This is a genomic window from Moorena sp. SIOASIH (assembly GCF_010671925.1).
Taxonomy (GTDB): domain Bacteria; phylum Cyanobacteriota; class Cyanobacteriia; order Cyanobacteriales; family Coleofasciculaceae; genus Moorena.
This window is the reverse complement of the sequence record NZ_JAAHIH010000002.1, coordinates 877,215-901,109: the sequence shown is the minus strand read 5'-3', so window position 1 is coordinate 901,109 and position 23,895 is coordinate 877,215. Positions and strand designations below refer to the sequence as shown.

General features: G+C 42.3%; 23 protein-coding genes. 9 read left to right on the top strand and 14 right to left on the bottom strand.

Going from position 1 to position 23,895, the window contains the following annotated elements; all coding sequences use genetic code 11:
* Nucleotides 1-11: 11 nt before the first annotated feature.
* The 5 genes from rpsO to F6J90_RS11565 all read right to left on the bottom strand — a co-directional run bounded on the left by rpsO (nucleotide 12) and on the right by F6J90_RS11565 (nucleotide 3,265).
* Entirely contained in the window at nucleotides 12-281 is a 270-nt protein-coding gene (gene rpsO / locus F6J90_RS11585; protein WP_008188496.1) for a 30S ribosomal protein S15, read from the bottom strand.
* A 34-nt stretch (nucleotides 282-315) separates the two neighbouring features.
* Nucleotides 316-666, bottom strand: a complete 351-nt coding sequence (locus F6J90_RS11580; protein WP_293093157.1) for a hypothetical protein — start codon at nucleotides 664-666, stop codon at nucleotides 316-318.
* Nucleotides 663-1,118 (bottom strand): Holliday junction resolvase RuvX, encoded by a 456-nt coding sequence (gene ruvX / locus F6J90_RS11575; protein WP_293093154.1) that lies wholly within the window; start codon nucleotides 1,116-1,118, stop codon nucleotides 663-665. Before ruvX ends, F6J90_RS11580 begins: the two co-directional genes overlap by 4 nt.
* A 112-nt stretch (nucleotides 1,119-1,230) precedes the next feature.
* Entirely contained in the window at nucleotides 1,231-2,487 is a 1,257-nt protein-coding gene (locus tag F6J90_RS11570; protein WP_293093151.1) for a GNAT family N-acetyltransferase, read from the bottom strand.
* A gap of 475 nt (nucleotides 2,488-2,962) precedes the next feature.
* Nucleotides 2,963-3,265, bottom strand: coding sequence for a hypothetical protein (locus tag F6J90_RS11565; RefSeq protein ID WP_008188499.1), 303 nt, complete (start codon nucleotides 3,263-3,265; stop codon nucleotides 2,963-2,965).
* Between the two features lie 257 nt (nucleotides 3,266-3,522).
* On the opposite strand from F6J90_RS11565, the gene F6J90_RS11560 reads away from it, so the two are divergent.
* Entirely contained in the window at nucleotides 3,523-5,817 is a 2,295-nt protein-coding gene (locus F6J90_RS11560; protein ID WP_293093147.1) for a DNA polymerase III subunit gamma/tau, read from the top strand.
* On the opposite strand, the gene F6J90_RS11555 is transcribed toward F6J90_RS11560, so the two are convergent.
* Both F6J90_RS11555 and F6J90_RS11550 read right to left on the bottom strand, forming a co-directional pair.
* The gene (locus F6J90_RS11555; protein ID WP_293093145.1) at nucleotides 5,753-5,932 is read right to left on the bottom strand and encodes a hypothetical protein; all 180 of its coding nucleotides are present in this window, start codon (nucleotides 5,930-5,932) and stop codon (nucleotides 5,753-5,755) included. The genes F6J90_RS11560 and F6J90_RS11555 overlap by 65 nt on opposite strands.
* A gap of 198 nt (nucleotides 5,933-6,130) precedes the next feature.
* Nucleotides 6,131-8,182, bottom strand: coding sequence for a tetratricopeptide repeat protein (locus F6J90_RS11550; protein WP_293093142.1), 2,052 nt, complete (start codon nucleotides 8,180-8,182; stop codon nucleotides 6,131-6,133).
* A gap of 417 nt (nucleotides 8,183-8,599) precedes the next feature.
* Here F6J90_RS11550 and F6J90_RS11545 point away from each other — a divergent pair, with 417 nt between their 5' ends.
* Nucleotides 8,600-8,731, top strand: a complete 132-nt coding sequence (locus F6J90_RS11545; protein WP_293093140.1) for a hypothetical protein — start codon at nucleotides 8,600-8,602, stop codon at nucleotides 8,729-8,731.
* Nucleotides 8,732-8,851: 120 nt separating this feature from the next.
* Nucleotides 8,852-9,676 carry a P pilus assembly protein, chaperone PapD gene (locus tag F6J90_RS11540; protein WP_293093137.1) on the top strand — a complete coding sequence of 275 codons (825 nt, stop codon included), beginning with the start codon at nucleotides 8,852-8,854 and terminating at the stop codon, nucleotides 9,674-9,676.
* A 347-nt stretch (nucleotides 9,677-10,023) separates the two neighbouring features.
* On the opposite strand, the gene F6J90_RS11535 is transcribed toward F6J90_RS11540, so the two are convergent.
* Nucleotides 10,024-10,131 carry an HNH endonuclease gene (locus tag F6J90_RS11535; RefSeq protein WP_293093134.1) on the bottom strand — a complete coding sequence of 36 codons (108 nt, stop codon included), beginning with the start codon at nucleotides 10,129-10,131 and terminating at the stop codon, nucleotides 10,024-10,026.
* A gap of 238 nt (nucleotides 10,132-10,369) precedes the next feature.
* Between F6J90_RS11535 and F6J90_RS11530 the strand changes: the two genes are divergently transcribed.
* The 3 genes from F6J90_RS11530 to F6J90_RS11520 all read left to right on the top strand — a co-directional run bounded on the left by F6J90_RS11530 (nucleotide 10,370) and on the right by F6J90_RS11520 (nucleotide 15,597).
* Entirely contained in the window at nucleotides 10,370-11,116 is a 747-nt protein-coding gene (locus F6J90_RS11530; protein ID WP_293093131.1) for a hypothetical protein, read from the top strand.
* A 124-nt stretch (nucleotides 11,117-11,240) separates the two neighbouring features.
* Nucleotides 11,241-13,163, top strand: a complete 1,923-nt coding sequence (locus tag F6J90_RS11525; RefSeq protein WP_293093128.1) for a hypothetical protein — start codon at nucleotides 11,241-11,243, stop codon at nucleotides 13,161-13,163.
* Nucleotides 13,164-13,269: 106 nt separating this feature from the next.
* Complete coding sequence (locus F6J90_RS11520) at nucleotides 13,270-15,597, top strand: GTPase (protein ID WP_293093125.1); 2,328 nt, start codon at nucleotides 13,270-13,272, stop codon at nucleotides 15,595-15,597.
* Here the strand turns inward: F6J90_RS11520 and F6J90_RS11515 are convergent.
* Entirely contained in the window at nucleotides 15,594-16,136 is a 543-nt protein-coding gene (locus tag F6J90_RS11515; RefSeq protein ID WP_293093123.1) for a hypothetical protein, read from the bottom strand. The genes F6J90_RS11520 and F6J90_RS11515 overlap by 4 nt on opposite strands.
* A gap of 171 nt (nucleotides 16,137-16,307) precedes the next feature.
* Here F6J90_RS11515 and F6J90_RS11510 point away from each other — a divergent pair, with 171 nt between their 5' ends.
* Complete coding sequence (locus F6J90_RS11510) at nucleotides 16,308-16,475, top strand: hypothetical protein (protein ID WP_293093120.1); 168 nt, start codon at nucleotides 16,308-16,310, stop codon at nucleotides 16,473-16,475.
* Between the two features lie 125 nt (nucleotides 16,476-16,600).
* Here F6J90_RS11510 and F6J90_RS11505 read toward each other — a convergent pair whose 3' ends face one another.
* Entirely contained in the window at nucleotides 16,601-17,143 is a 543-nt protein-coding gene (locus F6J90_RS11505; protein WP_293093117.1) for a hypothetical protein, read from the bottom strand.
* A 371-nt stretch (nucleotides 17,144-17,514) separates the two neighbouring features.
* Here F6J90_RS11505 and F6J90_RS11500 point away from each other — a divergent pair, with 371 nt between their 5' ends.
* Nucleotides 17,515-20,184, top strand: a complete 2,670-nt coding sequence (locus F6J90_RS11500; protein ID WP_293093114.1) for a carboxypeptidase-like regulatory domain-containing protein — start codon at nucleotides 17,515-17,517, stop codon at nucleotides 20,182-20,184.
* Nucleotides 20,185-20,585: 401 nt separating this feature from the next.
* Here F6J90_RS11500 and rpsF read toward each other — a convergent pair whose 3' ends face one another.
* Both rpsF and F6J90_RS11490 read right to left on the bottom strand, forming a co-directional pair.
* Complete coding sequence (gene rpsF, locus F6J90_RS11495) at nucleotides 20,586-20,894, bottom strand: 30S ribosomal protein S6 (RefSeq protein ID WP_293021674.1); 309 nt, start codon at nucleotides 20,892-20,894, stop codon at nucleotides 20,586-20,588.
* A 280-nt stretch (nucleotides 20,895-21,174) separates the two neighbouring features.
* Nucleotides 21,175-21,390 (bottom strand): hypothetical protein, encoded by a 216-nt coding sequence (locus F6J90_RS11490; protein ID WP_293093111.1) that lies wholly within the window; start codon nucleotides 21,388-21,390, stop codon nucleotides 21,175-21,177.
* Nucleotides 21,391-21,838: 448 nt separating this feature from the next.
* Between F6J90_RS11490 and F6J90_RS11485 the strand changes: the two genes are divergently transcribed.
* A complete protein-coding gene (locus F6J90_RS11485) occupies nucleotides 21,839-22,639 on the top strand; it encodes a fumarylacetoacetate hydrolase family protein (RefSeq protein ID WP_293093109.1) in 801 nt (266 codons plus the stop codon).
* Here F6J90_RS11485 and F6J90_RS11480 read toward each other — a convergent pair.
* Nucleotides 22,636-23,112, bottom strand: coding sequence for a Tic20 family protein (locus tag F6J90_RS11480; protein WP_293093106.1), 477 nt, complete (start codon nucleotides 23,110-23,112; stop codon nucleotides 22,636-22,638). The genes F6J90_RS11485 and F6J90_RS11480 overlap by 4 nt on opposite strands.
* 141 nt (nucleotides 23,113-23,253) lie before the next feature.
* Nucleotides 23,254-23,451: a hypothetical protein gene (locus F6J90_RS11475; protein ID WP_293093104.1), complete on the bottom strand. Its 198-nt coding sequence runs from the start codon at nucleotides 23,449-23,451 to the stop codon at nucleotides 23,254-23,256.
* Nucleotides 23,452-23,895: the final 444 nt, after the last annotated feature.

The window sequence follows — 23,895 nt, the reverse complement described above, 5'->3', positions numbered from 1 at the left end:
TCAACTAGGGTCTATCCCCGAATACCTAAGCGTTCAATCAATTTTTGATACCGTTGTTGATCGTCTTGACGAATATAGCTAAGTAAGCGCTTGCGGCGACCGATCATCTTCAATAATCCCCGTCTAGAGGAGTAATCTTTTTTGTGGCTTTGTAGATGGAGACTCAATGTATTGATACGCTCAGTGAGGATAGCCACTTGCACCTCTGCCGAACCAGTGTCAGTTTCATGAACCTGGTAGCCATTAATAATTTCAGTTTTACGTTCTTGAGTTAGACTCATCGATAAAGTTTAATTACTATAACTTAACAGTCTCCTATTCTATCACCATCAAGAATTGTTTGGGCAGGTTGGTAGGTTGTTCGCCTTTGGCGTTCCCGTAGGGTAGGTTGGTAGGTTGAAGGTTGGTAGGTTGAAGGTTGGTAGGTTGAAGGTTGGTAGGTTGAAGGTTGGTAGGTTGAAGGTTGGTAGGTTGAAGGTTGGTAGGTTGAAGGTTGGTAGGTTGAAGGTTGGTAGGTTGAAGGTTGGTAGGTTGAAGGTTGGTAGGTTGAAGGTTGGTAGGTTGAAGGTTGGTAGGTTGAAGGTTGGTAGGTTGAAGGTTGGTAGGTTGTTCGCCCTTGGCGTTGCCGTAGGGTAGGTTGAAAAGATCGAGGGTTAGGGTAATCAATTCCCCGACGGTGGGGGATTGTGATGGTTAGCTGAACGCCGCCTATCTAACCACTGTTGTAGGATAATAGCAGCAGCGTGACGGTCAATGAGTCCTTTATTTTGGGTAAGCGATCGCTTACTCGCCTTGAGTCTGGATTCAGCCTCCCAAGAGGTAAGCCGTTCATCCATATACTCTACCGGCAGCTGGAGTGCTGCTCCTAATCGCGTCGCCAATTTTTGCACCTTTCGTGCCTGGAAACCCAGGGTCCCATCCATCGAATAAGGCAAACCTACCACCAGTAGCTGCACTTCTCTGGTTTCAACCAACTCTCGCAGTTGGTCAACATCCCGTTGAAAGGAGGTACGCTCAATGGTAGTTAAACCAGTAGCAATCAAACCTGTCCCATCACAACCGGCCACACCAATACGTTTGCTTCCCAAATCCAATCCCAGTGCTGAAATTCTTTCCATAGTTTAAGCTCCTATCCTATAAAGTTACAGTCAAAGAGCTAATTTTGGAAATGGCACATCAGGTATGGGGCATCTGCAAATTAGCTGTTAGAACCCAACTTGGGATCCCTAACTACTTCTGCGGTGAAGATTTAACTGACACCCTCTCCTCTTGAGAGACTACACTGGAGGACTGGGAAACCCCAATGGAGATCTTTTTAACCTTAGCACGGTGTTTCTTCGATGGGGATTGTGACCAGGATATGCGGCTGGGGATTGGGGTTCGGGCTGGCTGTAGCCCCTGAAGCACATCCGATAACTCAAAAGTAACAGACTTGGTTTCGCGCAACTTATGCCAGACGGAACGGGACATCAGCAGAGTATGCTCAATCCGTTCTGCTCCCAGCTGAGCTAGATACTCTTCCTGCTCGGCTTGATAGTCAGCCGTTGCCAGATTTAGGGATTGGGAAGGCAGTTTTTGGGCAATCCGTGCTATTTGAGACAGTAACTCTGGATATAGGTGATTGTAGGCTGGATGAACTGTTAACTCAGCTGAGTTGGTTCGGTTACCATCACGGCACAGTCGCAGCCGAAAATAGCCAACGGCGACTTTACGCTGTGGTTCAAATACATAGGCACTGATTACTTCAGTATGATTTAGCCACTGCCACAGTGAATCAATGATTTTCCGTGACATACTGGTTTGAAAATCCTGAATATGGCGGTCAAAAACCTTACGCACTATTGGTGGCATTGATGCCGTATCCAGCTGATAGAGCAACTGAGCATCTGCGTTACTGACAGGCAACAGGTTCGGCAAATCTGGTTCACGAACCGCCAATTTTTCCAGCAGTTTTGGCTCAATCGCCCAATAGGTCATCTGAGCTAGGGGCTGGAATCCGTTTTGCCGATAAAGAGCCAGTGAACTTTTATGATTGATATTGACTTCCAATAACCAAGTTCGCGCTTGCCAAATTTTTTCAAAGCAATAGCGCAACAGAGCCGAGCCAATGTCTCGAGTTGCCAGGGTGTTACTTACTAGAGGAGTGTTGGCATCAACTAACACCTGCTCCACCCGCCAAGTACTACGGGTGTGATTAAATGGGGAAATTTTGATCAGTCCGCGCAGCTTTTGGAGTTCCTCAGCCACATAGATACAAAAGCTGTACTGATAGGGGTTGGGAAACCAACTTAAAAACTTCAGCAACCAGTACCAGCGTCTAACTTGCTTAAGTGGCTGTTGGTCAACTGATGGGCAGATCTTACTCTGCCCATCAGTTGCCTGTTGCAGTAGCTTCTCAATTGCTGCCAAATGATGGTATTGAAATGGGCGGATCAAGTTCTTCGGGTTTTCCGAGACAGGTGAAGTCATTTTGGGTACGGATGCCATGAAGCTGCTCGCTCTGTTTGACCCATGTTCTTGCGCTGTAACCTACATTTGCAAGACTAGGGTTACTGCCAATATATTAGCTGTTTTCCCATGATCCCAGTTTTGAAAAGACATATGAGTAATATCAAGTTGTGTTAATGGGGTTTAATCCACCAGTGGGACTGTTGAGTGTTGAGTGTTAATCCTTAACGTTCGGTCAAGGGTCAACACTCAACATAGTCTCAACATAGGTAAGCATTCAGCGTGTCGCGTATCAGCGTGTCGCGTATCAGCTATCAGCCTATGCCTATGCGCTACTTGAGATGCTACTTGAGGTGCTATCAGCCATCAGCCTGTGGCCACGATAATTGAGGTGCGAACAGCTTTTGAATCAAATAACCTGACCGCTGACCGCTGACTGCTGAATGCTGAATGCTTACCAACATAGTCTCAACGTAATATAGGCACGCCCCTATCTAGCTTAGTCTTGTAGGGCTTAGTCTTCATCCATTATATTCCCTTTGTCTACCCGTTCTAACTGCCACAGAATTTGATTCCCTTCACGCCTGACCCTTGACACAACCCAGTTGCGCCAAGACCAGTGGTTGCCCCGACTGGTGACAGCGCTGGCGTTGACATCCATTAAATCCGCCAGTTCAGAACTACTAATCAGGTAGCCTTGGCTGGCAATTTCATCCGCGATGTGTAGAGTTTCTACCAGATTACGGAGTTGAGCAACTCTCACCTCGCGGGGTAATTCGTCAGTAGTACTAACAGAAGAAGAAATAGCTGATTCCATAATTAAGAAAGAAGATATATATCGATGAGGTGGAAATGCTCGATTATATAGTTTACGTAAACTAACCGATCAGTAGTATGGGAGTCTGATATCCCTGTTACTATCTTTGGTGAAAGATTACCACCGAAGATCAAGGTTCAACAAACCCCTCTCTCCAGCAATCCCTAACAAGACCCCCATCTGTCTTGCCTAAAATTAAAACACTATTAGTAAAACACTACTAGACCAATCCGGTAAGCCCCCCACAGCAGAAACTCGTGAGCTACGAACCCCTACATCACAAATATCGTCCCCAGAGATTTGCGGATTTAGTGGGGCAAGATGCGATCGCAAAAACCCTAACCAATGCCATCGAGAGTGAGCGCATTGCCCCTGCTTATTTGTTTACTGGCCCTAGAGGTACGGGAAAAACCTCTTCAGCACGGATTTTAGCTAAGTCTCTCAACTGTCTCAAGAGTCCTTTGCCAACTCCATTTCCTTGTGGGGAATGTCACGTCTGCCGTGAGATCGCTGGTGGTTTATCCTTGGATGTGACTGAGATGGACGCAGCTAGTCATACCGGTGTAGATAATATCAGGGAAATCATTGAACGGGCTCAATTTGCCCCAGTCCAGTGCCGCTACAAAGTGTATGTTATCGATGAATGCCATATGCTTAGTACCGCAGCCTTCAACTCCCTTCTCAAAACCCTGGAAGAACCGCCCGAGCGGGTAGTCTTCATCTTGGCTACCACAGACCCTCAACGGGTATTACCCACCATTATTTCCCGCTGCCAACGTTTTGATTTTCGCCGCATTCCCCTAGAGGCAATGGTGTCTCATCTGAAGGCTATTGCAGTTAACGAAAATATCGCTATTACACCAGATGCCTTAACCCTAGTGGCACAAGTGGCTCAAGGGGGGCTCCGGGATGCAGAAAGTTTGCTAGATCAACTGAGTTTGTTAGATGAACAGGTCACGGTAGAGCAGGTTTGGGATTTAGTAGGCGCAGTACCTGAACAAGACTTACTGGCATTGCTAAACGCGATCGCATCTTCTGAAGCAGTAGCAGTACTAGAACAATGTGGCTATCTGATCGATAGAGGTCGAGAGCCCCTAGTTATCCTACAAAATCTGGCTAGCTTCTACCGAGATTTGTTGATTGCTAAAACTGCTCCTGCTCGTCATAATTTATCAGCCATCACCCTCCCAACCTGGCAGAAGCTGTGTGAGTTAGCTAAACAGCTGGATGTGGAGAGTATTTTACGTGGTCAACAGCATCTAAAAGACAGTGAAATTCAGATCAAAAACACTACCCAGCCCCGTCTCTGGTTAGAAGTAACCCTAATGGGTTTATTGCCAGCGGCTCTTGCCTCTCAATCCGTAGAAACCTCACAGTTATTCCCTAAAAATCCATCAGTCAAACCCTCAGCACCTGCGGTTAAACCTAGGCACCAGCCTAACCTAGCACCAGTTGGGAGAGATCAGCTCAGAAAAGAGCGATACAATCAACCAACCTCTTCCCCAGATCAGACTACTCCTAAACCAGAGCATCCAAGTAAACCAGCTCAGAAGCCGAAGACTCAGGAAACTGAGGAGCCTAAGCCTTCAGAAAGGTTAGGGTCTCAACCACACCCGGACACCTCTACCAATGGCATACCCAAAACCCCTGATTTAGCTACAACCTCAACACCGAATCAGGAGGTTGACCATAGCGCTAGGGTTAATCGAGACAGCGACCTTAGCAACCAGCCATATGAAATCGAGCAGGTTTGGCAACAGGTCATTCATAATATCGAACTGGATGGCTCTAGAGAAATACTGCGTAGCAACGGCTGTTTATTAGCTTTCAATGGCCGAGAGGCATCTATTGGCATCAAAAAGAAGGGTGTACAACAGCTTATAAAAGGAATGTTGCCCCAAATTCAAAAGGCATTTGCCAAAGTCCATCCAGGTCATGTGAAAGTTAATTTCCAACTAGTAGGAGCAAACCCGTCCCAGACCGCTCCTCAATCAAGAGTGACCCTACCAGCACTACCAACTCCGAAATTACCTCCACCAATCACTACCCCAGAAGCACCACAGGAATCTTCAAGCAGCAAGGGGGATTCAAAGGGGGATTCAACGGAGGCCAAACTAGTTGTGCCACCTAGCACCAGTGACTCTTCAAAGCCAGCGGTAAACCCCTCCCCCCAACCATCCCAGCCACAAAACCTTGCCCCTCCTAGCAATTCTGAAACATCTGAAGCAGTGGACACTGTATTATCCAAGGGAGCTTATGATTTCTCTGACTTAGACTGGGATGCTGCTCAAATAGAGCAAGCTTTAGGGAAAATTAAAGATTGTTTTGGTGGAGAAATTATTGATTTAAACGATGATATGAGTAATAATGAAGTGATGCCCAAGGAGCCATTAGTAGAATCGTTTGTCAATGATACTCAGGGTACCTTTGACCAAGAGCAACCCCAATCATCAGTAGCCGAAAATCAACCTGATCCAAGACCGTTTTCTATAAAGATTCAGAATAGGCCGCAAGAGTTAGAATATGATGAAAATGGTGAACTCCCTTTTTAGAGTTATGATAAATTTGGTAATTGGGATAGCAAAGGGAACAGGGAACGGGGAACAGGGAACAGGGAGTAGGGAGTAGGGAGTAGGGAGTAGGGAACTTCGGATCAAGAATTATCACAATTCCTACACGGATCCCTAAAATTGGGAATTGGAAATTTAAATTCGCTAATAAGCGCGTTTGTATTTGAGATGTAAACCTGTATGGTCTTTTTTTATTGGACAATAAAACTGAGGATCTCTTTCCCCTATTGCTAGCATGCCTATTGCTAGCATGCCTATTGCCCCAATTCCTGTGTTTACAACCCAGAGACAAACCCTATAGGCGAGGCAAAATTTCTGGTAATAGCTGACCGGGAACTTTGGAAAGGGCAAGGCTTTGTCCCGCAGGACCATTTTCCCGAGAGAATGCCCGAATGGTGTGGATCAGGTAGTTCAGAGAAATTTGGTAGGTTTCGGGTTGATCAACTGTACCCATACAAGCTTGCACATGTTGGTGTAGGGCAGCTTCTAAATGAGTTAACTTAGACCCTTTGGTTAAGGAAAATTGTGGCTGTGTGGCTAGCTGGAAATTCACTAGCCCCAAGTTGTTGTAGGTAGCTATAATATCAAAGTTAACTGGTACAGGTGATCTGTTCTGGTTAGGGACTTGGTCAGAGGGGTGTGGTTGATGTCCTGCGATCGCAAGAGCATTTTCATAAGCCCTGATACATTGCTTAAAGTATTCTGCTTTTGCCCCATATTCCTCCTTTAACTGGTCGGCTAAGTGCCAGTAGGCGGTACCTAGGTTATTCTGGGTTGCAGCACAGCCAGCTGGGTCAACCTCTGGTTTCCGGTATTTGAGAGCATCTTTATAAGCAAATATCGCTAGCTTCAACCAGACTATTGGTTGTTCGTGCTGGGCAAGACTCCAGTAAGCCGTACCCAAGTTATTTTGAATCATTGCCCAATTCTGAGGATTGGCTGTGTTGTCATGATCACAGATGGCTTCTTGGTAGGCTGCGATCGCTTTCTTTAAATTAGGCACTGGTGATTGATGTTGCGCTAGATTCCAGTAAGCCGTCCCTAAGTTATTCTGGGTTGAAGCATATTTAACCAAGTCATGATCAGCACCGCCATAGCGCAAAGCTTCTTCATAGGCACGAATAGAATGTTCCAGATTTTTAGCTAAATCTTGGTAGTGGGCTAACTCTCCATAAGCTGTTCCCAAATTATTCTGTATCATGCTAAAAATTTCGGGAGATTGTTCCGCTAAAAAGTCAGTTAGTGCTATTTGATAGCATTTAATCGCTTGCTCTAAATAAGAGACCATCAAGTTGTCATTGTTCGGACAACGAGATAGCATCCAGTAGAAATTTCCCACATCATTGAGGATAGCGGATTCTTCTATAGGTTTGAATTTTGACCATTGCAGCGCCTGCTCATAAGCCTGGATTGCGATCACTAAGTTTTCCTCAGAGGCATCTCCCTGTTCAATCAGGTAGCGATAATGATTGCCCAATTCAAGATAGGTTTGGCCTGTAGATGGTTTTTGAGTTCCAGGTGGCAGATGGTTTGGTTCGCAGTTATCTTGTGGTGTTTCAGTTTCAGTTGCCAGTGACAGGTTGTTTAGTTGAAAGTTATCTTGTGATGTTTCAGTTTCAGTTGCTGGTGGCACGTTGTTTGGTTGAAAGTTATCGTCTGAAGCTTCAACATTAAAACTTTCAACTGTCAACACCTCCTCTTGCCCTGGTAGTGTCTCCACATCTTCCTGACCAGAATCGATTACTGTTGTTGAAGGGGGTAATGTGTAGGAAGTCTGTGGTGTATCAGTCACCCGTTGGCATAGGGGTGTTGGTTCTCCTTCAAACTCAAAGAAACCAGTGTGCTGTTGCCAAAATTCTGGTACGGACTGCTGAATGGAATAAAACCAAGGTCGTGGCAACCAGAGCAAGAAAGTCAGTTCCCAGTAGCTGAGATTATGCCCAATTGCCTGTAAATGCCTAAGAAACAATCGTTGCAGTGCTGCGGGTTGCCGTGTTAAGTTTTCTATACCCAGAATCTGAAATCCCGGTATACTTTCAGAAGTGTAAGATTCCTGATGGTCGGTTAACCATTGATTAATCTGAGCTAGGGGATTAGGCTCGCTCAGATTTAAATTCAAGCTGACCAACTTTGGGTATCCTAGGCCGTTCCCTGACCCGTTTGCTGCACATAAGCCTAACTCCCGGTATAATTGATCTGCTAGGTGGTTGCGCAGATTCAGGTCATCACACACTGCCAAAAAAAGCTGGCGGCGCAGACCAATACTCAAAGCGAGTTTCAAACGTTGATAGGTTTGCCGATTCCAACTGGAAATTTCTTGATTTGAGGCAATGTCCGTTACTATCATGCTGGCATAGGTGTCAGAGCAAAGGGATTACATATCAACCTTTTCCTGCTTTTGTTACCTAAGTCAGGATTGAACTTGAATATTCTGTGATCGTGGCTTAATTTATCAGTAGTTAGCACTCAGGACGATTTTAAGGGAACTATTGTTTAAGTATCATTACAAAATAAATTACCTCTTCCCATTCTCGGTAATGCTTACAAAATCATGGTTTTGGTTTTGTAAAACAGGTAATTGTTTTTGTGTGACTACTTACAAATCACTTAGCATTGCTATATCCGTATTTATAACGATTGTTGAAAAATAAGACTATATAAAAATCAGTAATTGTAACCATAGCTATGACCATAAAATTAGTTAACAATAGATTAAAGTATATCGCTGTTTACTAAATTATCGTAAGCATATGGGCTACTTGAGGTGCCGTCAGCCGTCAGCCGTCAGCCGTCAGCCGTCAGCCGTCAGCCGTCAGCCGTCAGCCGTTGGCCTTTGGCACCTCAAGTAGCACCTCAAGTAGCCCATAAGCTAAATGCTTACTTTTATATTAATTAGTTACACATATTTTTACCTATTTACTATTCCCGATTCCCAATTCTAAATTCTAAATTCTAAATTCTAAATTCTCACTTCCCGATTCCCGATTCCCAATTCCCGATTCCCTGTTCCCTAGAAATGATTAAACTCAATCAACATTTAATATCCTATTTAGGTAGCTGCGCCTTATCTGCACTGGTGCTATTTCCCGGATTAGCTAAAGCTCAGGTTCAAGTTTCTCCCTTAGTTATTGAAGAAGAAGCAGAACGAGGTCAAGCCAGAGGTATCATCAACGTCACTAATCGCAGTAATAAGGCGTTTCGAGCCCGTGTCTATGCGACACCTTTCACCTACGATGAAAATGGGTTTGAGGCATTGGAATCTAGCTCTAATGACTTAACCCCTTATCTACAATTCTCCCCTCGTGAATTGGTGGTAGAACCAGGAGTAACTCGCCGCATCCGAATGATTTCCCGCTTTCCTCCTAGTATGGAGAAAGGGGAATATCGGGCAGTGATTTTTACAGAAAATCTGGAACATTCCCAAAATAACCGTGGTGGCGTCAGTATGGGCATTGTACCTCGCATTGGTGTGACTGTCTATGTACGTCATGGAGATATTTCTCCCAAGTTGACCGTAGAGGAAGCGAGCTTTGATGATAAGAGTAAGCAGATTCTCTTACAGGTTAGCAACAGTGGCAATGCCTCTGCACGTCCCAAGTTGGAGTGGACTCTGAAGCAGGGAAGCACTACGGTAACCACGGGCAAACAAAACCCATGGACAGTTATTGCTGGGGGAGAACGGAAGATTTCTCTAAGATATCCTAGTGATGCCAAGCAATTGACAGCTGGACAATACCAATTGACTGGAACCTTCCTTTGGGGCGAAGAAGAGAATTCACAAACCCTGCCTTTTAGTATTAATTTGAATGTTCCTAGCAGCACTACTGCTCAGAGTAATTAACCTGAGGGCGTTGGTTAATCATGGCATAATTTTAACAGCTTTGTGGAACGGGCATCTTGCCTGTTCCCTGCTCCCTGCTAGGGTGCATCTCCTAAAAGTTGTTTGACCCAGCAGTGGTGCGTTACGGGCAGCAACCTAAGCCTGGCGAAGAGGGGAAACATGAAGCCCCCCCTGAAGCACCACTAGCAACTGTTCCCTGGTCTGTGTTCCATTAAACTAAGCCAGTGAGTCACCTCACTTACTCGTCTACCCTTCGGGAAGGCTACGCCAACAAAACCGGGCGTGAAAGTTTCCCTTCACCCGGCTCCTCGTTGAAAGAACCACTGTCATTGGTACCTCTAACATGGTTAGAACCGTGTTTTTTTTCCATCGTGGCAGTGTAGATGAAGTAATTCTAGATTTTTATCCCAATTACTTCCACCTTGTGAGCGCGGTATGATATGATGTTTATCCAATAAATCTCCATTTCTGTTCGCGAAGCGTCGGCTACGCCGAAGGTAAGATCAAAGTGGGAGCACTTCTCTTTTTGCCTTTTCAACAGCCTTGCCAATTGAGCTGGTCATTTCAGGATGTTTTCCCATTCTGATACTCCAGTAAGTAAATGTAACTTCTCAATTACCCCTGCACCCCCTGTTTAGGATCTATGTTGCCAGTCCCCTTGCCAAAAGTACGTGAATCTGGTCTAACTCAGATATGACTGAAATTCCTGTGCTGGCCACTCTCGACGACACAACCGACCTCCCAGAGGAGGAATGTCTGCGCTTGTTTGTGCAACAGCAGCAAGCAATAATAGGGTTGTTGGCTCAGCCAAATCAAGCATTAGAGAAACAGGTAAAACAGTTAACCGAACCCATCAGTCAACTAGAAGAAGAGTTACGGCAGAAAAAGAAACTGAGCAAGAAGCCCCAGTTAAAAGCGAGTAAACTAAACCAAGGCATTGAGTCTCAGCAACAGAGTAGCAAACGACCTGGTTCTGCCCATAGCAGTAAGAAACAAGGGTTCGTGGTCAATGAAGAACGCAAAATAGAGCTAGAGGAGTTGCCAGAGGGAGCAAGATTCAATGGGTATCGGGAATATGATGTCCAAGAACTATGTATAAAGCGCAACAATATTCGATTTTTGTTGGCAGAGTACGTTTTAGAGGAGAGGTATCTGGATGATCCTGAACAAATCAAGCTGTTAGCCTATGAGTTGGATTTTTATTACCAATTAAATGAACCGAATAAAGAGCCTCTTTATCGCTTAGCTCAGGCGATGATGTTAGGGGAGTGTGGTTTAGTCAAAAAAGCTAATCGACAAGCTGAACAAGCATTAGTTGATTGGGGTAATAATAAAGTTAACAACTTTTTAGCTGATTTTAACTTAGTAATGGAGGTCGCCCAAAAAGATGATATTAAATTTTTAACCAACTTGCTAACTAAATGTCTATCCACTAGCTAATTGCCAAGAAGAAGCTATTAAGCTTCAAGAAATCATTCAAACCATCAAAACATCTAAATTTGAACCAATTGATTGGTTTGTTTACCATAAAAAATAATCAAGACCAAATAAGGAGACGTCTATCATGTCTAACAAAGCATTGCAAACTCTACAATTTATCTTTCAAGATCGTCCTGATGTTTTACGACTATTTGATTTCAGAGAAGTAGATTTAAGTGGTCGTGTAGATGAAGAATGGTTAAAAAAACAATCTGAAAAAGAGTTATTTCCAAAACCTGTTAATTTTTATGCTACTGGACGTACAGGTGCAGGTAAAACTACACTAGCAGTTACTTTGATAGATCCTGATAAAAAATTAGCAAATACTATTAATGATGTTAATAATGATGAGGTTTTTGAAAGTTCAGGTAAAACAGATTGCACTTGGATGGTGGTTTTCTTTAAAATGCGTAGTAACTTATGGTATTTTGATCTTCCTGGTGCTGGCGGTTGTAGCGACACATACGAAAATATTAATCGAGCTGCTTTGATGCTTCCCCAGATTGATGATGAAGATGAGGAATTAACACCTATTGATAAATTTGAGTTATGGAATTGCTCAGATTATCCTACTACTAAAAAAGTTGTCAAAGAAGATATAGGTGTAGAGCAATGGCAATCCCCGGAAAATCAGGAAAATTGTAAACCTGATATTATTCTTTATGTGGTTGCTCCTCATACTCAATTTGTGAAACCAGATCGTAAATATTTAAAAGCTTTACTCAGAAAACAGAAAAAACAAACTGATAAAAATAAAGTAATTTTTGCCTTGAATATTCATTTCACAGATGATGGAACAAGAATAACCAGTCAAGCAAGTGTAGAAGATGCAACGCAACAAATAACTAAAATTTTTAAAGAATTCTACCCTGATGAATCTGTGCCTATTGTTGAAATTGACTGTAAGCAAGGGACAGGAATTAATCAAATTACCAAACTAATGCTTACAATGTTACCAGATAATAAAATTGGTAACTTTAAACAAGTTTTACCCGATCAACTTAAGGAATTTGCTATACAAGAACGTAGTTGCCGTTATCGCAAAGCATTAATTCAGATTGCAAGTCGTTTAGCTACTCGTAAAGTAGATGAAAAACAAGGTAATCAAGACTTAATCAATGAAGCCTATATGGCAGTTGCTGATTATGGTATTCGAGTTTTTCAGGAAGAAGATGCTACCTTGGAAGCTGCAAAAGAATTGAATGATACAATTGTTCAGTTAGCTCAAGAGGCCAAAATTTCACGAGAAGAAGCGCAAACAATCTTAGTAGATCGGATTGTTTATAACAACCAGGAAGTCGAAAAAAGTGAGTATGTACCTGATTTTCAAGACGTAGAAGTTGAAAAGCAAGTTATAGAATATGAACAATCTCAAGAATCAAGAAAAAAACCTGTAGATGGAGAAGGTTCTCCTGGTGGTATGGCTGGTGGGCCTGATCTTGGTGGTATGGCTGGTGGGATTGATCTTGGTCAATTAGCAGGTGCAAGTGCTGCTGCCTTTGGTGAAATGGCGAGTGGTACAATGGCGGCAATAGGAGCTGGTTTAGCAACCGGCGGATTAGCATTTCTACCTGTTCTTGGTGCTAGTATGTTTGGTGCTTCTGGAATGGGTGCAAAGAAACAGAAAAAACAAGTTACTGTTAGTGAGGATGTGATTAAACCCGTAGTTAAAACTATCACAACTACTGAGAATAAATTTATGGGTATGAAAGAAGTTAAGAAAAAAGTTTTAGAACAAGTCCCAGAAGTAATACAACAAGAACAAGAGATAGGCAAAAAATATTTACAAGGGGGTTATCCTGTTGTTGAAAACTTGTTAGCTATTGGCTTAGGCATTGAAAGTGCTAATGGAAAGCAAAATTTGCAAACTGATTTTCAGGCAATAGTAGAAGTAGGGCGTCAAGAAACTCAAGCAATATTATTGCCATATAAGGAAGCGATTAACTCCTTTGCTGTTAGCGAGAATGAAGAAGAAATTAGCAAAATTTTAGAAAGGATTTTATTCTAACTCTAGAACATTTTAACAGAGTTTGTAACAGAGTGGGGAAATCCTAACTCTTCCCTGCTCTAGATTTAAAAATTATTCTTTAAGCACATGTTAGGAACAAAAAACTATGTATTCCCAACTTAAGCCTCCATCCATTTCTAAAATTCGTGCCAAGTTTATCATTGAAAAGCTCGGCAATTATCCTAGAAATATTGATAATATTAACTTATTTTTTACAGGTAGAACAGGAGCAGGTAAAACGACATTAAGTAATCGTTTAATTGGTAGTGATTACTTCTTGTCTACAGGTCATCAAGATTGTACTAAGGAAATTAATCTAATTGAGTTTCCTATTGGTTTAAAATGTTTTGATACTCCTGGTGTTTGTAGTGATGAACTCTTAGAGAATTATAATCGAGTTGCTTTAGGAATTAATCAAATTGAGGATTGTCCCATTGTAGAAGACCTTACTTTAGCAAGATATCGAGAAAATTGTTCAGCTCCTCAAGAAGAAAATCTCAGTATATCAGAATTTGTAAATCTACAATTTCAGCCAGATTTAATTTATTATCTCATAGCACCAGAAAAACTATTTACGAGAGGCGACCGCCAATATTTAAGAGATTTACTAAAATTTCACCAAAATGTTATTTACGTTTTTAATATGTTTGTTAACAAGCAAACAGGGATGAGCTATTTTGCCAAAGAAGCAAATATTCAAGACACAGCTACCCAAATTTTAAAAGTTCATCATAAAGTTTTAGGACAACATTCTCAGCCTGTTATTATTGGAGTTAATTGTTTTACAGGAGAAGGTATTTCAGACTTATTACATCAGTCTTACATAATGCTAAAAGGAAATAAAGGTAAACTTTTTAAAGAATTAATTCAATATCAACAGCAAAAAACTCCTGATGAATATGTTAATCAAGTTAAACAAGAATTAATCCGATTATATGCTCATGGTGCTTGTCAAAGAGCAACAGGGAGTGATACTTGCGATCAACCTTTACATCTACTATCTTATAGTCTCTTTGATTTTCTTGTCAGTCTTCCCATTCAGTCAGACCAAGACGATAATTCTATTGCTGAACAGGTTAATAATATAGTAAGCGATGTTTTTGATAATCCAATTTTTGAAAAAAAGTCTGAGTCACTGGAAGATAAATTTGAGTATTTAATTAGATCCAAAGAATATATATTTACAAAAAGAATTGAGTATTTTAATCAATTAATTAAGACTTCTATTTTTGATATACAAAAACAAGCCTATGAACTCAGAAATCAAGAATTTGAAGAATGGGAAATAGAAAAAGAATCTGTTAAGCAAAAATTAGATGAAGACTGGGATAGTATCTTAGCAATAATTCAAAAACTAGATAAATTAAATACTTTACTTGAATCCCTTAATCAAGAAATTGAGGAACTTATTGATGAGTATAATCCCCGTATTGATGCTAATAATTCTCGTTACCTTGACATTGTATCACGTCGTCATAATTTCAACTCTCGTCTTGATCGTTGGAAAGATAGACTTGATAATTATAATGCTAATATTGACAGGATTAACCGTAGTTCGGCTAGATTAACTTATGAATCTAAACGGTCTCTTGATAGAGAAAGTGATTATCTTGAGCAAGAAAGAAGTTCTATTAAATCAGAAGATAGTTATATTGAATCTCTAGAGACAGAATATAAAAAAAATCTTGAATATATTGAAGAAGAAAAAGCTACAATTAAAACTAAAATTGACCAGCGTGATGCTAAAAAAGAAGAATATGAACGCCAAAAAAAATTACTTTTAAACAAATTAAAAGAATATAATATTTTCAAGAAAAATGCTCAGGATGACAGTAAGTTTTGGTTTGAAGTGATTAAATATTTTAACGACGAATTAAGTGCTCTTGATGACAAAATTGAGCAAAGAATTCAAGAAATTAACCTTCATATTCAAGAAATTAGAAATCCTCTCTCCAAAGACTATCTTGAAAAATTTACTACAATAGAAGATGCGATTGATGAGTTGCAGGAATTAATTAACCGTTGTCTTGATGAAATGGCTGTCTTTGAAAACCAAATTTTAACTTTTAATCAAGAGCTAAATTATTGTATTTTCAAGGTCAATATCAATAAAAGGGTAACCCAAGTTTTACAAAAAACGACAGAACATCATTTTGATGAAACGGGACAATTTGAATATAGATTTAGTCATTACCATTATTTTGGTAAACATGGAATTACTGTTTTATTAGCATTGACAACAATGATATTTTTTGATATCGATCAAGACTATGATTTTTTTTATAGTGATTTACTCCAAAAAGTAGAAAACTTGGGAATTTTTCCGGAAAATCCAACAGAAGCTCAAATATATAACTTATTGTCTTGTAATTATAGTTTATTATTTGAAGCTGCTTTTGATAACAAAATTAAACAAGCTACGATGACAAACTAATTAGGAGAGACAGTAATCTTAAACTTATAGAGATATTCACCAGCCACCAGTGGTGTCAAAGATTCAATGGACAAAGAAGCCACAAGATCGTAGTTAACAGACTCATTAGTTTCTACTGTGGATTGGTCTCGATTATCAACTACTTGACCATTTTTTGAAAGTATCTCAATAATTTCCCCATCTGGACTGCCACCCATAGGACGACCTAAGATGCCATACTCTACCTGAATTGCTTGGTCTAAAAGTTTCCGAGACCGCTCATTCAAGGGAATCAATTCCCCAATACTGACGGTGACGTTAGAATTAAATATTAGGTTACTTCTAGCGGGTTGCTCAACTGTAGAGGTCAATCGATTGGCAGAAATTTCTAGACTTCCGATTTCTACGTTAACAAATGAACCGACTCCCTCCACTCTTCCAAAAAACATAAACTCCTGGTCGGATGTGGCTAACTGGGCACCAGCACCTATAGCACTAGCGGCTATGCCCAAGGCAGTTATCGTAGAAATGACTAAGGATTTAATCAGTTTTTTTGACATGGTAATAGGGGAATAATACGGTTTTATATCCGTATTATTCCCCTATTACCATTCAGATTATTCCCAAAGATATAGAAAATTTATCTAGTTATTAATTTTTATTAATTGCTAGTTAGTGGTGGCTGATGGCTCACATATAGCTGAATAATTATAGCGTGTTTCGCCGTTATAATGTACAGTATTATTTTACTTTTATTCCCTGTATTGATGCACCGCATCCTTATTAAATCTTCTGTATTCCCTGTTCCCTGTTCCCTGTTCCCTGTTCCCTGTTCCCTAAAATACCGAAAATTTGCACCTGATGCTATGATACTTGCTATATCAATCAACCGTTGGTAAAATCTCCGTAGGATAAATCGGGTAAAGCCGATTCCCACGGAGACAACAAAAAAATATAGAGGTTAATTGCATTTACATCAATTTTAAAGCGGGATACGTCGCTGGCTTCCAGCCAATAGTTGACTTTAGTTAGCTGTAGCTGTCACCGTAAACTTAAAGGCGTAATCACCACCTTCAAGGGGTAAAAGTCCCTCGATCTCCATGTCAGCTTCAACTTCGAATTCGCTAGGAGGTAAATTTAGTGGTTCTGCTGCAGGTCCTCCCATACTATATTCGATTTCACCAGTTGTTGGACCGTCAATCTCAGTAAAAGAGACGCCATAGTTGTAGGTCTCTGCGGTGTCTAAAAGGTCTTGAGATAGGTCATTCGTCGCCATCAAGTCTCCAAGAGAGATAGTTGCTGGACTATTACAAAGCATCAAACCTGTAGCAGGATCACCTTCTACTTCATTAGCAACTAATACTTTGGAATCAGGGTGTCCTAGAGTACCAGGTTGAACCTCTACAAAAGAACAGGTTCCCTCTACTGTGCCCTCAAATTCAAACTCCTGCTCTATAGGAGCAGGAGGACCAGGAGGTACCTGAGCAAAGGCACTGGTAGCACCAGCAGCAACACCTAAAGCAGTCAAGGCGGAAATAACTAAGGATTTACCGAATTGGTTTCTCATGTCCTTTATCTGGTGGAAATAAACTGTTTGTTTATACTTCTATTCTTTCCTAATTTATTAACTGAATACATCCGGAAAGATACCGAAGTTTAAAATTCAGTGAACTTGATTACGGTGGATAAAATTACCGGTGATGGGGTGATGGGGTGATGGGGTGATGGGGTGATGGGGTGATGGGGTGATGGGGTGATCGTTTTTCTAGTAGTAAAGTGCCAAAAGAAACCAATCGACAGGTAGAGTTACTACGTAAGTACTCCTAGTGCAACAACCCTGAAGTATCAAACCCCTTAGTTACTGTTACTTGATCTGACCAAATTGGGAAGTCTGTATGTAGTTTCCCTTACAAAATTTAGTCAGCTCATAGGTGTTGGATGAAAATTATTTCACTAGCTTATCTAGCTGTAACAACTCTCTTGTGTTCTTTGATTACCATAACTTCCGTTGTTGCCCAAACACTAGCACCTGAAATACCAAAACCGGAAGTCGCCGCCACTACCTCTAGCCCAAGGCGAAACGATAGTGATCAATTGATTATTCTTCCTGTCGGCGTCAATCTGGGAAAACAGAATGTGATTCCTAGTACCTTAGTGCGGGGATTTGAAGATGGTTCCCAGGCAATTAATTTTCAAACGTGGCTGATTCCCTTAGATGATGTGATTCAGGGCTTGAAATTAGATGTCAAACCCTTAGAAGACGGTCAATTAGAAGTGCGATCGCCTGGTTTAGTTACCCGCATCAATCCAGAAGAATTACCAACTGACCCAGAATTAGGAGTAGTCATTCCCGTCAAAACCATCCAAACTCTTCTAGGAGTCCCGACGGAGTTTGACATGATTGAATACGCCATTACGTTTAATCCCCCCTGGTTAAATCTACGGCGCAAAGGCCGGCGAACTCCAGAAATCCCAGTCGTACTGGAAGGATTATCTGAGATTGATGCCCCTGCCTTTAGCATATCCGCGATCAGACAACGGGTAAATATTAGTGGCAGAGGGGGTGGTAGCAGTTCCGTGTCTAATTCCACTAACTATAGTGGAGAATTTACCACCGTCGGCACCTTATTAGGAGGTAGCTGGTTTCTGAGGACTCGCCAACCAGATTTAACCGATACGGGGACGTTTCGGTTACAGGAAGCCCAGTATTTTCGCCAAACCGATGCAGCGGATTATGTCCTAGGTTCCCAGCCGACCTTTTGGCGCAATCAAGGGACAGGTCAATATTGGGGTGCGACCACTATCCAGCGCTGGGGATTTACCCCACCCTTATCAAGGGGTGGATTTAGTCCTACCCAACGGTTACAAGCCAATGACATTGGACGCAGCATTACTGGGGAAGCTGAACCGGGTACGTTAGTCCAGCTGACCCAAGGTTTTAATGATGTGGTAGTGGATGAAATCCTAGTGGACTCCTCTGGGGTTTACCGCTTTGAAAATGTCATAACTGGACGAGGCGGTAGCAATACTTATCGCGTCTTTCTATACCCCGATGGACAGCTTACTGCCGAACCGGAAATTCGAGAGGCCAATTTCTCTACTCTACCCGGTCAATTGACCAAGGGAGCCTCTGCTTTAGTTGTTTCCACTGGCTTGAGTCGAGAATCGAGCCAGAATGGGAATTTCTTCGGTGAGTTTACAGACGTGCGGGGGGGAATTGCCTATCGCTTAGGAGTCACAGAAGACCTGACCTTGGGGATGGGGGTGGTTTACGACGAGTCAGTGTTGGGCTTAGGGGAACTATTCTATCAACCTGCTGGCTTTCCGTTAAAGGTAAAAGTATCGGCTCTTTTGGGTACAGAGGATGAGGGGATAGACTATGATGCCAGTATTAACTTCCAACCCTCTCCTAAGCTGAGCTTTAACTTTAACAGTGATAGTCTAGCGCAGCGGTTTCGGGTCAACTGGCAAGTCTTTCGTGGTTTAACCTTGAGAGCCAGTGGAAACACTCGGGAGGAAGCCTTAGCTGCTGGTATGAGCATTTCCCAAACTAGCCAAAATTTCTCACTCTTTGCCAGTGCTGACATCGACACCAATAATAACTTGCGCTGGAGTTTGAGGTCTAACCTGGGAAGTCTGAGACTGTCCCATCGAGGCAATGAAATCACTACCAATTCAGAACTGATCTATTATTTGTCCGATAGCAGTGCCTCTAAAGGACATTCCCTGCTACTGGGTTACGAAACCCGGGATTCCAATAACCGTGATGATCACCTGGCTCGCTTAGCTTGGCGCTATCGTTCTCCACAACAGTCTAGTGATGGTCGATATCTCTGGGACTTGGATTTCGGCTATGGCTTCGGTTCTCGGGGTAATGGATTGATTGCCTCAGCTTCCAGTGCGGTGATTCCCGGATTAGTATTGCGGTTACGTTACCAAGAAATATCTACTACCTCTGATGGCAGCACGTTCAGGATTGAGCTTTCTCCCAATATCAATGTCCAATCAGGGATTAGCGGTGCCGACACCCGCTTTGACCGCTTACGCAGCCGAGGGGGATTGTTAATTCAGCCTTTCTTTGACAACAATGGCAATGGTAAGCGAGATTCAGGGGAAGAGATTTACCTCGAAGAACCGGATTTACTGTTACTGGTGAATAATAAATCGATAACCTCGTTTCGACCAGACATTCGTAACAATGGGATTTTTGTCAAACTCGACCCTGACACCTATCGCCTCGACTTTGACCCTGCCGGATATCCCATCGACTGGAAACCTGAGGAATCCGCTTATGCAGTGGAGGTGGTGCCCGGTAGCTATACTCCAGTTACTGTGCCAATGGTACTATCCTACACCTTTGCAGGTGTAGTCACTGATGCTGCTGGAGAAGCGGTGGAGGGCGCGAAGGTAGAAGCAGTACCAGTTGATTCAGGAAAATCGATTTTTTCGATTACTAACGGTGCTGGGGTCTTTTATTTAGAAGGGTTGCAGCAGGGTAAGTATAATTTACTGATTAATGGTGAATCGGCTCAACCGAATCAAATTGAGATTAAGCCAGATTCCGAACCTTTCCAAGAACTGAATTTATCGATACTCCTTAGTCCTTAGTCTTTAATCCTTAGTGTTTTGTAGCCAGGAGAGAGTGTATAGGTAATCGGGTAAGCATTCAGCTAATGCGCTACGCGCAAGCTGCGCGAACAGCCCTTAGCCGTCAGCTAATCAACAGGAGGTAGTAAACAAGGTTACGGGCTGGTACAGCTGGTTGAAAATCCCTGCTCGTTTTACTGATCCGAACCCGTGCAGTTAAAGCGCCTGCTAGCACCTCAAGTAGCATGGCACAGGCTTCTAGGGTGGCACAGGCTTCTAGGGTGGCACAGGCTTCTAGCCTGTGACTGATAGCTGATAGCTGATAGCTGACGGCTGATTGCTTAAGTAATAGGTAATCCTCAACTACCCATTACCCATTACCTGTTACCGATTACCGATTACCCCCTACAATCGGTAAGAGTTTAAGCTTCAACTTCTGCTGGTTCTGGTTTAGGGGCTGGAGATGATTCGAGTCTGATGGTCAGGTAGCGAATCACATCTTGACTTAGACGCATTGCTCGCTCAATCTTGGCCACATGGGTACCTGGTCCATTATAGTTCATTTGGATATAAATCCCTTCCCGGTACCTATCAATGGGATAGGCTAAACGACGCTTGCCACGATGCTGAATCTCGATTTGCTCTCCACCGAGTTCCTGCAACAGGTCTCGGTATTTGCCTATAGCTTGATCTACTTGTTCCTCGCCCAAATCAGGACGCAGGATGTACATCATTTCGTAAGTGTTTTGCACTGGTATTAATCTCCTTATGGACAAGTTGGCTTCTTTTTATCCGATGGACAGCACTAACAATCAACACTAACCATTAGCATTTCTTGTCTCGATGCAAAGCGCGAGTGGGGAAACCCCCCCATGAACGACTGCATCGCTGAACCACACCTTTGGTAAGGGTCAAGGTTGGGTAATTGATTTACTTGTTACTGGATAGTTAAAGAAGCAAGGAATTGATCTATTGCTACTCAAGCGGACAGATTGTCCTTAACAGATACATTCAACCCGGTAATTCCCGGCAGATACCGGAATCGGTGTTAAGCACGTCAATTAACAATTGACGAGGAGGTATCTCTCTTGGCTTTGCAGGAAAATCCCAAAAGCGCTTTTGCTTACAGCCAATGCATTTACGAAAGAACAACTTAACTGTTGTTTGATACAACAATTGCTCTGCTGCTCGATTATTGCTTCTGGAGTCTTGATCACAGACTCCCAAATCTCAAGCTTCTGTGGCTGTTACGGCAATTATACCAGGTAAACCCTACGACTTTCGGGAAACTTCCCGCAGAATCATTGATTAGGACTTACCAGTTACCGAATCGGCAAGTGTGTGGAGTTGTTACACTTATCTGAATGCTCTGAATGGTTTTATCTCAATATTTTGATCATCTCAATACTTTGATCTGAATCCTTGACAGGCATTACCCCTATTCTAGTATAACCCCTTGTGAAACCAATTTCAAAATAGTACCTTCGTCAAGGGGGAATAGCACTAGGCACCACCAGACACTACCAGAAGATGCTATGTCTAAATGCAGCTTGTTATCTATTGTACTCTTAAGGACAATCTGTTATCGGTACTCAGTACTGACGTACTACCAACTCAGGACTAATTTAGGTAAAGTAGAGAATTTTGGTAATATTATCAAGGAACATCTATTGTTATGACACAGCGCTACGTCCGAGTTAAATCTTCTAAAGGACAGACCTACTACGGCTTGTTACAGGTGACCCGCACTATTCAGGTGCTGGATGCACCACCTTGGTTACAGGGACAACCCATAGATTTAGAATTGGAACCAGAAAGTTATCAATTGCTGGCTCCGTGTGCACCAACTAAAATCGTGGCTGTAGGGAAAAACTATACTGAACACGCAGCGGAATTGGGAACATCAGTTCCTGAGGAACCTTTACTGTTTCTTAAACCCCCTACCACTATAATTCCTGACTCTCAAGCCATCCAGTATCCGCCTCAGTCTCAGCGAGTAGACTATGAGGGAGAGTTAGCACTGGTAATCGGTGACTATTGCTTAGACTGCACACCAGACGAAGCTCAATCCAAAATTTGGGGTTATACGATCGCTAATGACGTAACGGCTCGGGATTTACAAAAGCGGGATGCCCAATGGACTAGGGCTAAGGGATTTAATAGCTTTTGTCCCCTTGGACCCTGGATAGTCCGGGAATTGAGTGCTGGGGCAAAATTGCAGACATTTCTGAATGACAACCCTGAGCCAGTTCAATCAGCTTTAATTAGTCAAATGGTATTTCCGCCAGATGTTCTGGTATCTTACATTTCCCAGGTGATGACCTTAGTACCAGGAGATGTGATCCTTACGGGGACACCCAAAGGAGTAGGACCAATGGAAATTGGCGATCGCGTCCGGGTGGAAATTGAGGGAATTGGTCACTTGGAAAATACGGTGAGCTCACGCCCTTCACAGCCTAAGACTAAGGAAGACTAGGGGACTTGGCTGTAAACGGCTTGACTAAGGCTTGGTATTTCTGCGTAACGACCCATCAATGATTGAATCATGGAGTAGCCGCAGGCGGCAAGGATTCCTAAAAATACTATATTATATAAGGTTTCTGTTAGCAAGTTAACCCCTAGTGCTTGGACTAAAATTGGCAACAATAGAAAACCCAAAACTAAAAGAATGTCTAAAAGAATCGCTTGCATGGTGTTAAAGCGAACAAAATGGCTGATTTGTGGGTTTCTGACTACGGCTAAGAACAAAACAAAGAAAATAATTAACCCCGCCAACGGCAAACGGTAGTAAATTGAAATTAACGGTTGTAGTGGCAGGTAAATAATGCCCAGAATGGGAAACTGTCTTAGCAAAAATTGACCAAAGGGCAAAACTACAATTAGAGGGAGTAGATAAGCAAGGGCTGCAAAAATCCGGTCTTTAATATCTGTTGACCCGCGCCATGTCATGGTGCTTTCTCCTTGAAGATGTTCAAATAAGGGGTACACTAACTACTATTCAGCATAGCGCAGCACAACACTCTACCCCTGAGCGACCTGAAATGCGATTGACCTGCATGTCACGCGGGGCGCGTTCGCCTACTAGAAAAGTCAATCCATATTTACCAGACGGAATCCCATTTCACACTCATACTGTTGAGCTTGCTTCTCACTTAGCTTCTTGAGCACATGAGCACAAACCAATTTGCCTTGATGCCAGCGAGGTTGACCACTTGGGTCAGCCAGTAAACAACATTGGCAGACAAGGTCGGGGGAAATTACTTGGTTGTCCGTTAGAATGACTAACATAGCACTAATCCCGTTACGCTATCAGGGCTGATGCCGAAGCATGATTCTTTTATTTCTTCTCAACAGCAGACTGAAGGATAGGAAACAGTGTTTACTGGTGTTTATTTGCTCACTATACCACCCATACTCATCCTGAAACTATTAACTAATCAGCTTAGTGCTTAAGTTTTGTTTATTAGTGCTGTTGATTAGAACTGTTGTTCAATGCTATTCCTATCTTATTCGATACTCTAGATGCTAGGTATTGCATTATTTATATAATACTATAACTTTTAATAATATAATAAAAACTTTAAGTTTGGCTAAAACTTGGCTTAATCTGACTCTGAATCGTTTCAAACTCAAGCTTTCAGCTCATCCTTACCAATGAATTGTTTGACAGGACTTTTGGAAAGCTGGCGAAAAACTGGGCATTAAACGCCCATATGTAGTAGGAATAAGTAG

Excerpts from the sequence above, each read along its gene's own strand:
- rpsO (WP_008188496.1), bottom strand. The coding sequence starts at position 281 with ATGAGTCTAACTCAAGAACGTAAAACTGAAATTATTAATGGCTACCAG.
- ruvX (WP_293093154.1), bottom strand. The coding sequence starts at position 1,118 with ATGGAAAGAATTTCAGCACTGGGATTGGATTTGGGAAGCAAACGTATT.
- F6J90_RS11570 (WP_293093151.1), bottom strand. The coding sequence starts at position 2,487 with ATGGCATCCGTACCCAAAATGACTTCACCTGTCTCGGAAAACCCGAAG.
- F6J90_RS11565 (WP_008188499.1), bottom strand. The coding sequence starts at position 3,265 with ATGGAATCAGCTATTTCTTCTTCTGTTAGTACTACTGACGAATTACCC.
- F6J90_RS11550 (WP_293093142.1), bottom strand. The coding sequence starts at position 8,182 with ATGATAGTAACGGACATTGCCTCAAATCAAGAAATTTCCAGTTGGAAT.
- F6J90_RS11540 (WP_293093137.1), top strand. The coding sequence starts at position 8,852 with ATGATTAAACTCAATCAACATTTAATATCCTATTTAGGTAGCTGCGCC.
- F6J90_RS11530 (WP_293093131.1), top strand. The coding sequence starts at position 10,370 with ATGACTGAAATTCCTGTGCTGGCCACTCTCGACGACACAACCGACCTC.
- F6J90_RS11525 (WP_293093128.1), top strand. The coding sequence starts at position 11,241 with ATGTCTAACAAAGCATTGCAAACTCTACAATTTATCTTTCAAGATCGT.
- F6J90_RS11520 (WP_293093125.1), top strand. The coding sequence starts at position 13,270 with ATGTATTCCCAACTTAAGCCTCCATCCATTTCTAAAATTCGTGCCAAG.
- F6J90_RS11515 (WP_293093123.1), bottom strand. The coding sequence starts at position 16,136 with ATGTCAAAAAAACTGATTAAATCCTTAGTCATTTCTACGATAACTGCC.
- F6J90_RS11510 (WP_293093120.1), top strand. The coding sequence starts at position 16,308 with ATGTACAGTATTATTTTACTTTTATTCCCTGTATTGATGCACCGCATC.
- F6J90_RS11505 (WP_293093117.1), bottom strand. The coding sequence starts at position 17,143 with ATGAGAAACCAATTCGGTAAATCCTTAGTTATTTCCGCCTTGACTGCT.
- F6J90_RS11500 (WP_293093114.1), top strand. The coding sequence starts at position 17,515 with ATGAAAATTATTTCACTAGCTTATCTAGCTGTAACAACTCTCTTGTGT.
- rpsF (WP_293021674.1), bottom strand. The coding sequence starts at position 20,894 with ATGTACATCCTGCGTCCTGATTTGGGCGAGGAACAAGTAGATCAAGCT.
- F6J90_RS11485 (WP_293093109.1), top strand. The coding sequence starts at position 21,839 with ATGACACAGCGCTACGTCCGAGTTAAATCTTCTAAAGGACAGACCTAC.
- F6J90_RS11480 (WP_293093106.1), bottom strand. The coding sequence starts at position 23,112 with ATGACATGGCGCGGGTCAACAGATATTAAAGACCGGATTTTTGCAGCC.
- F6J90_RS11475 (WP_293093104.1), bottom strand. The coding sequence starts at position 23,451 with ATGTTAGTCATTCTAACGGACAACCAAGTAATTTCCCCCGACCTTGTC.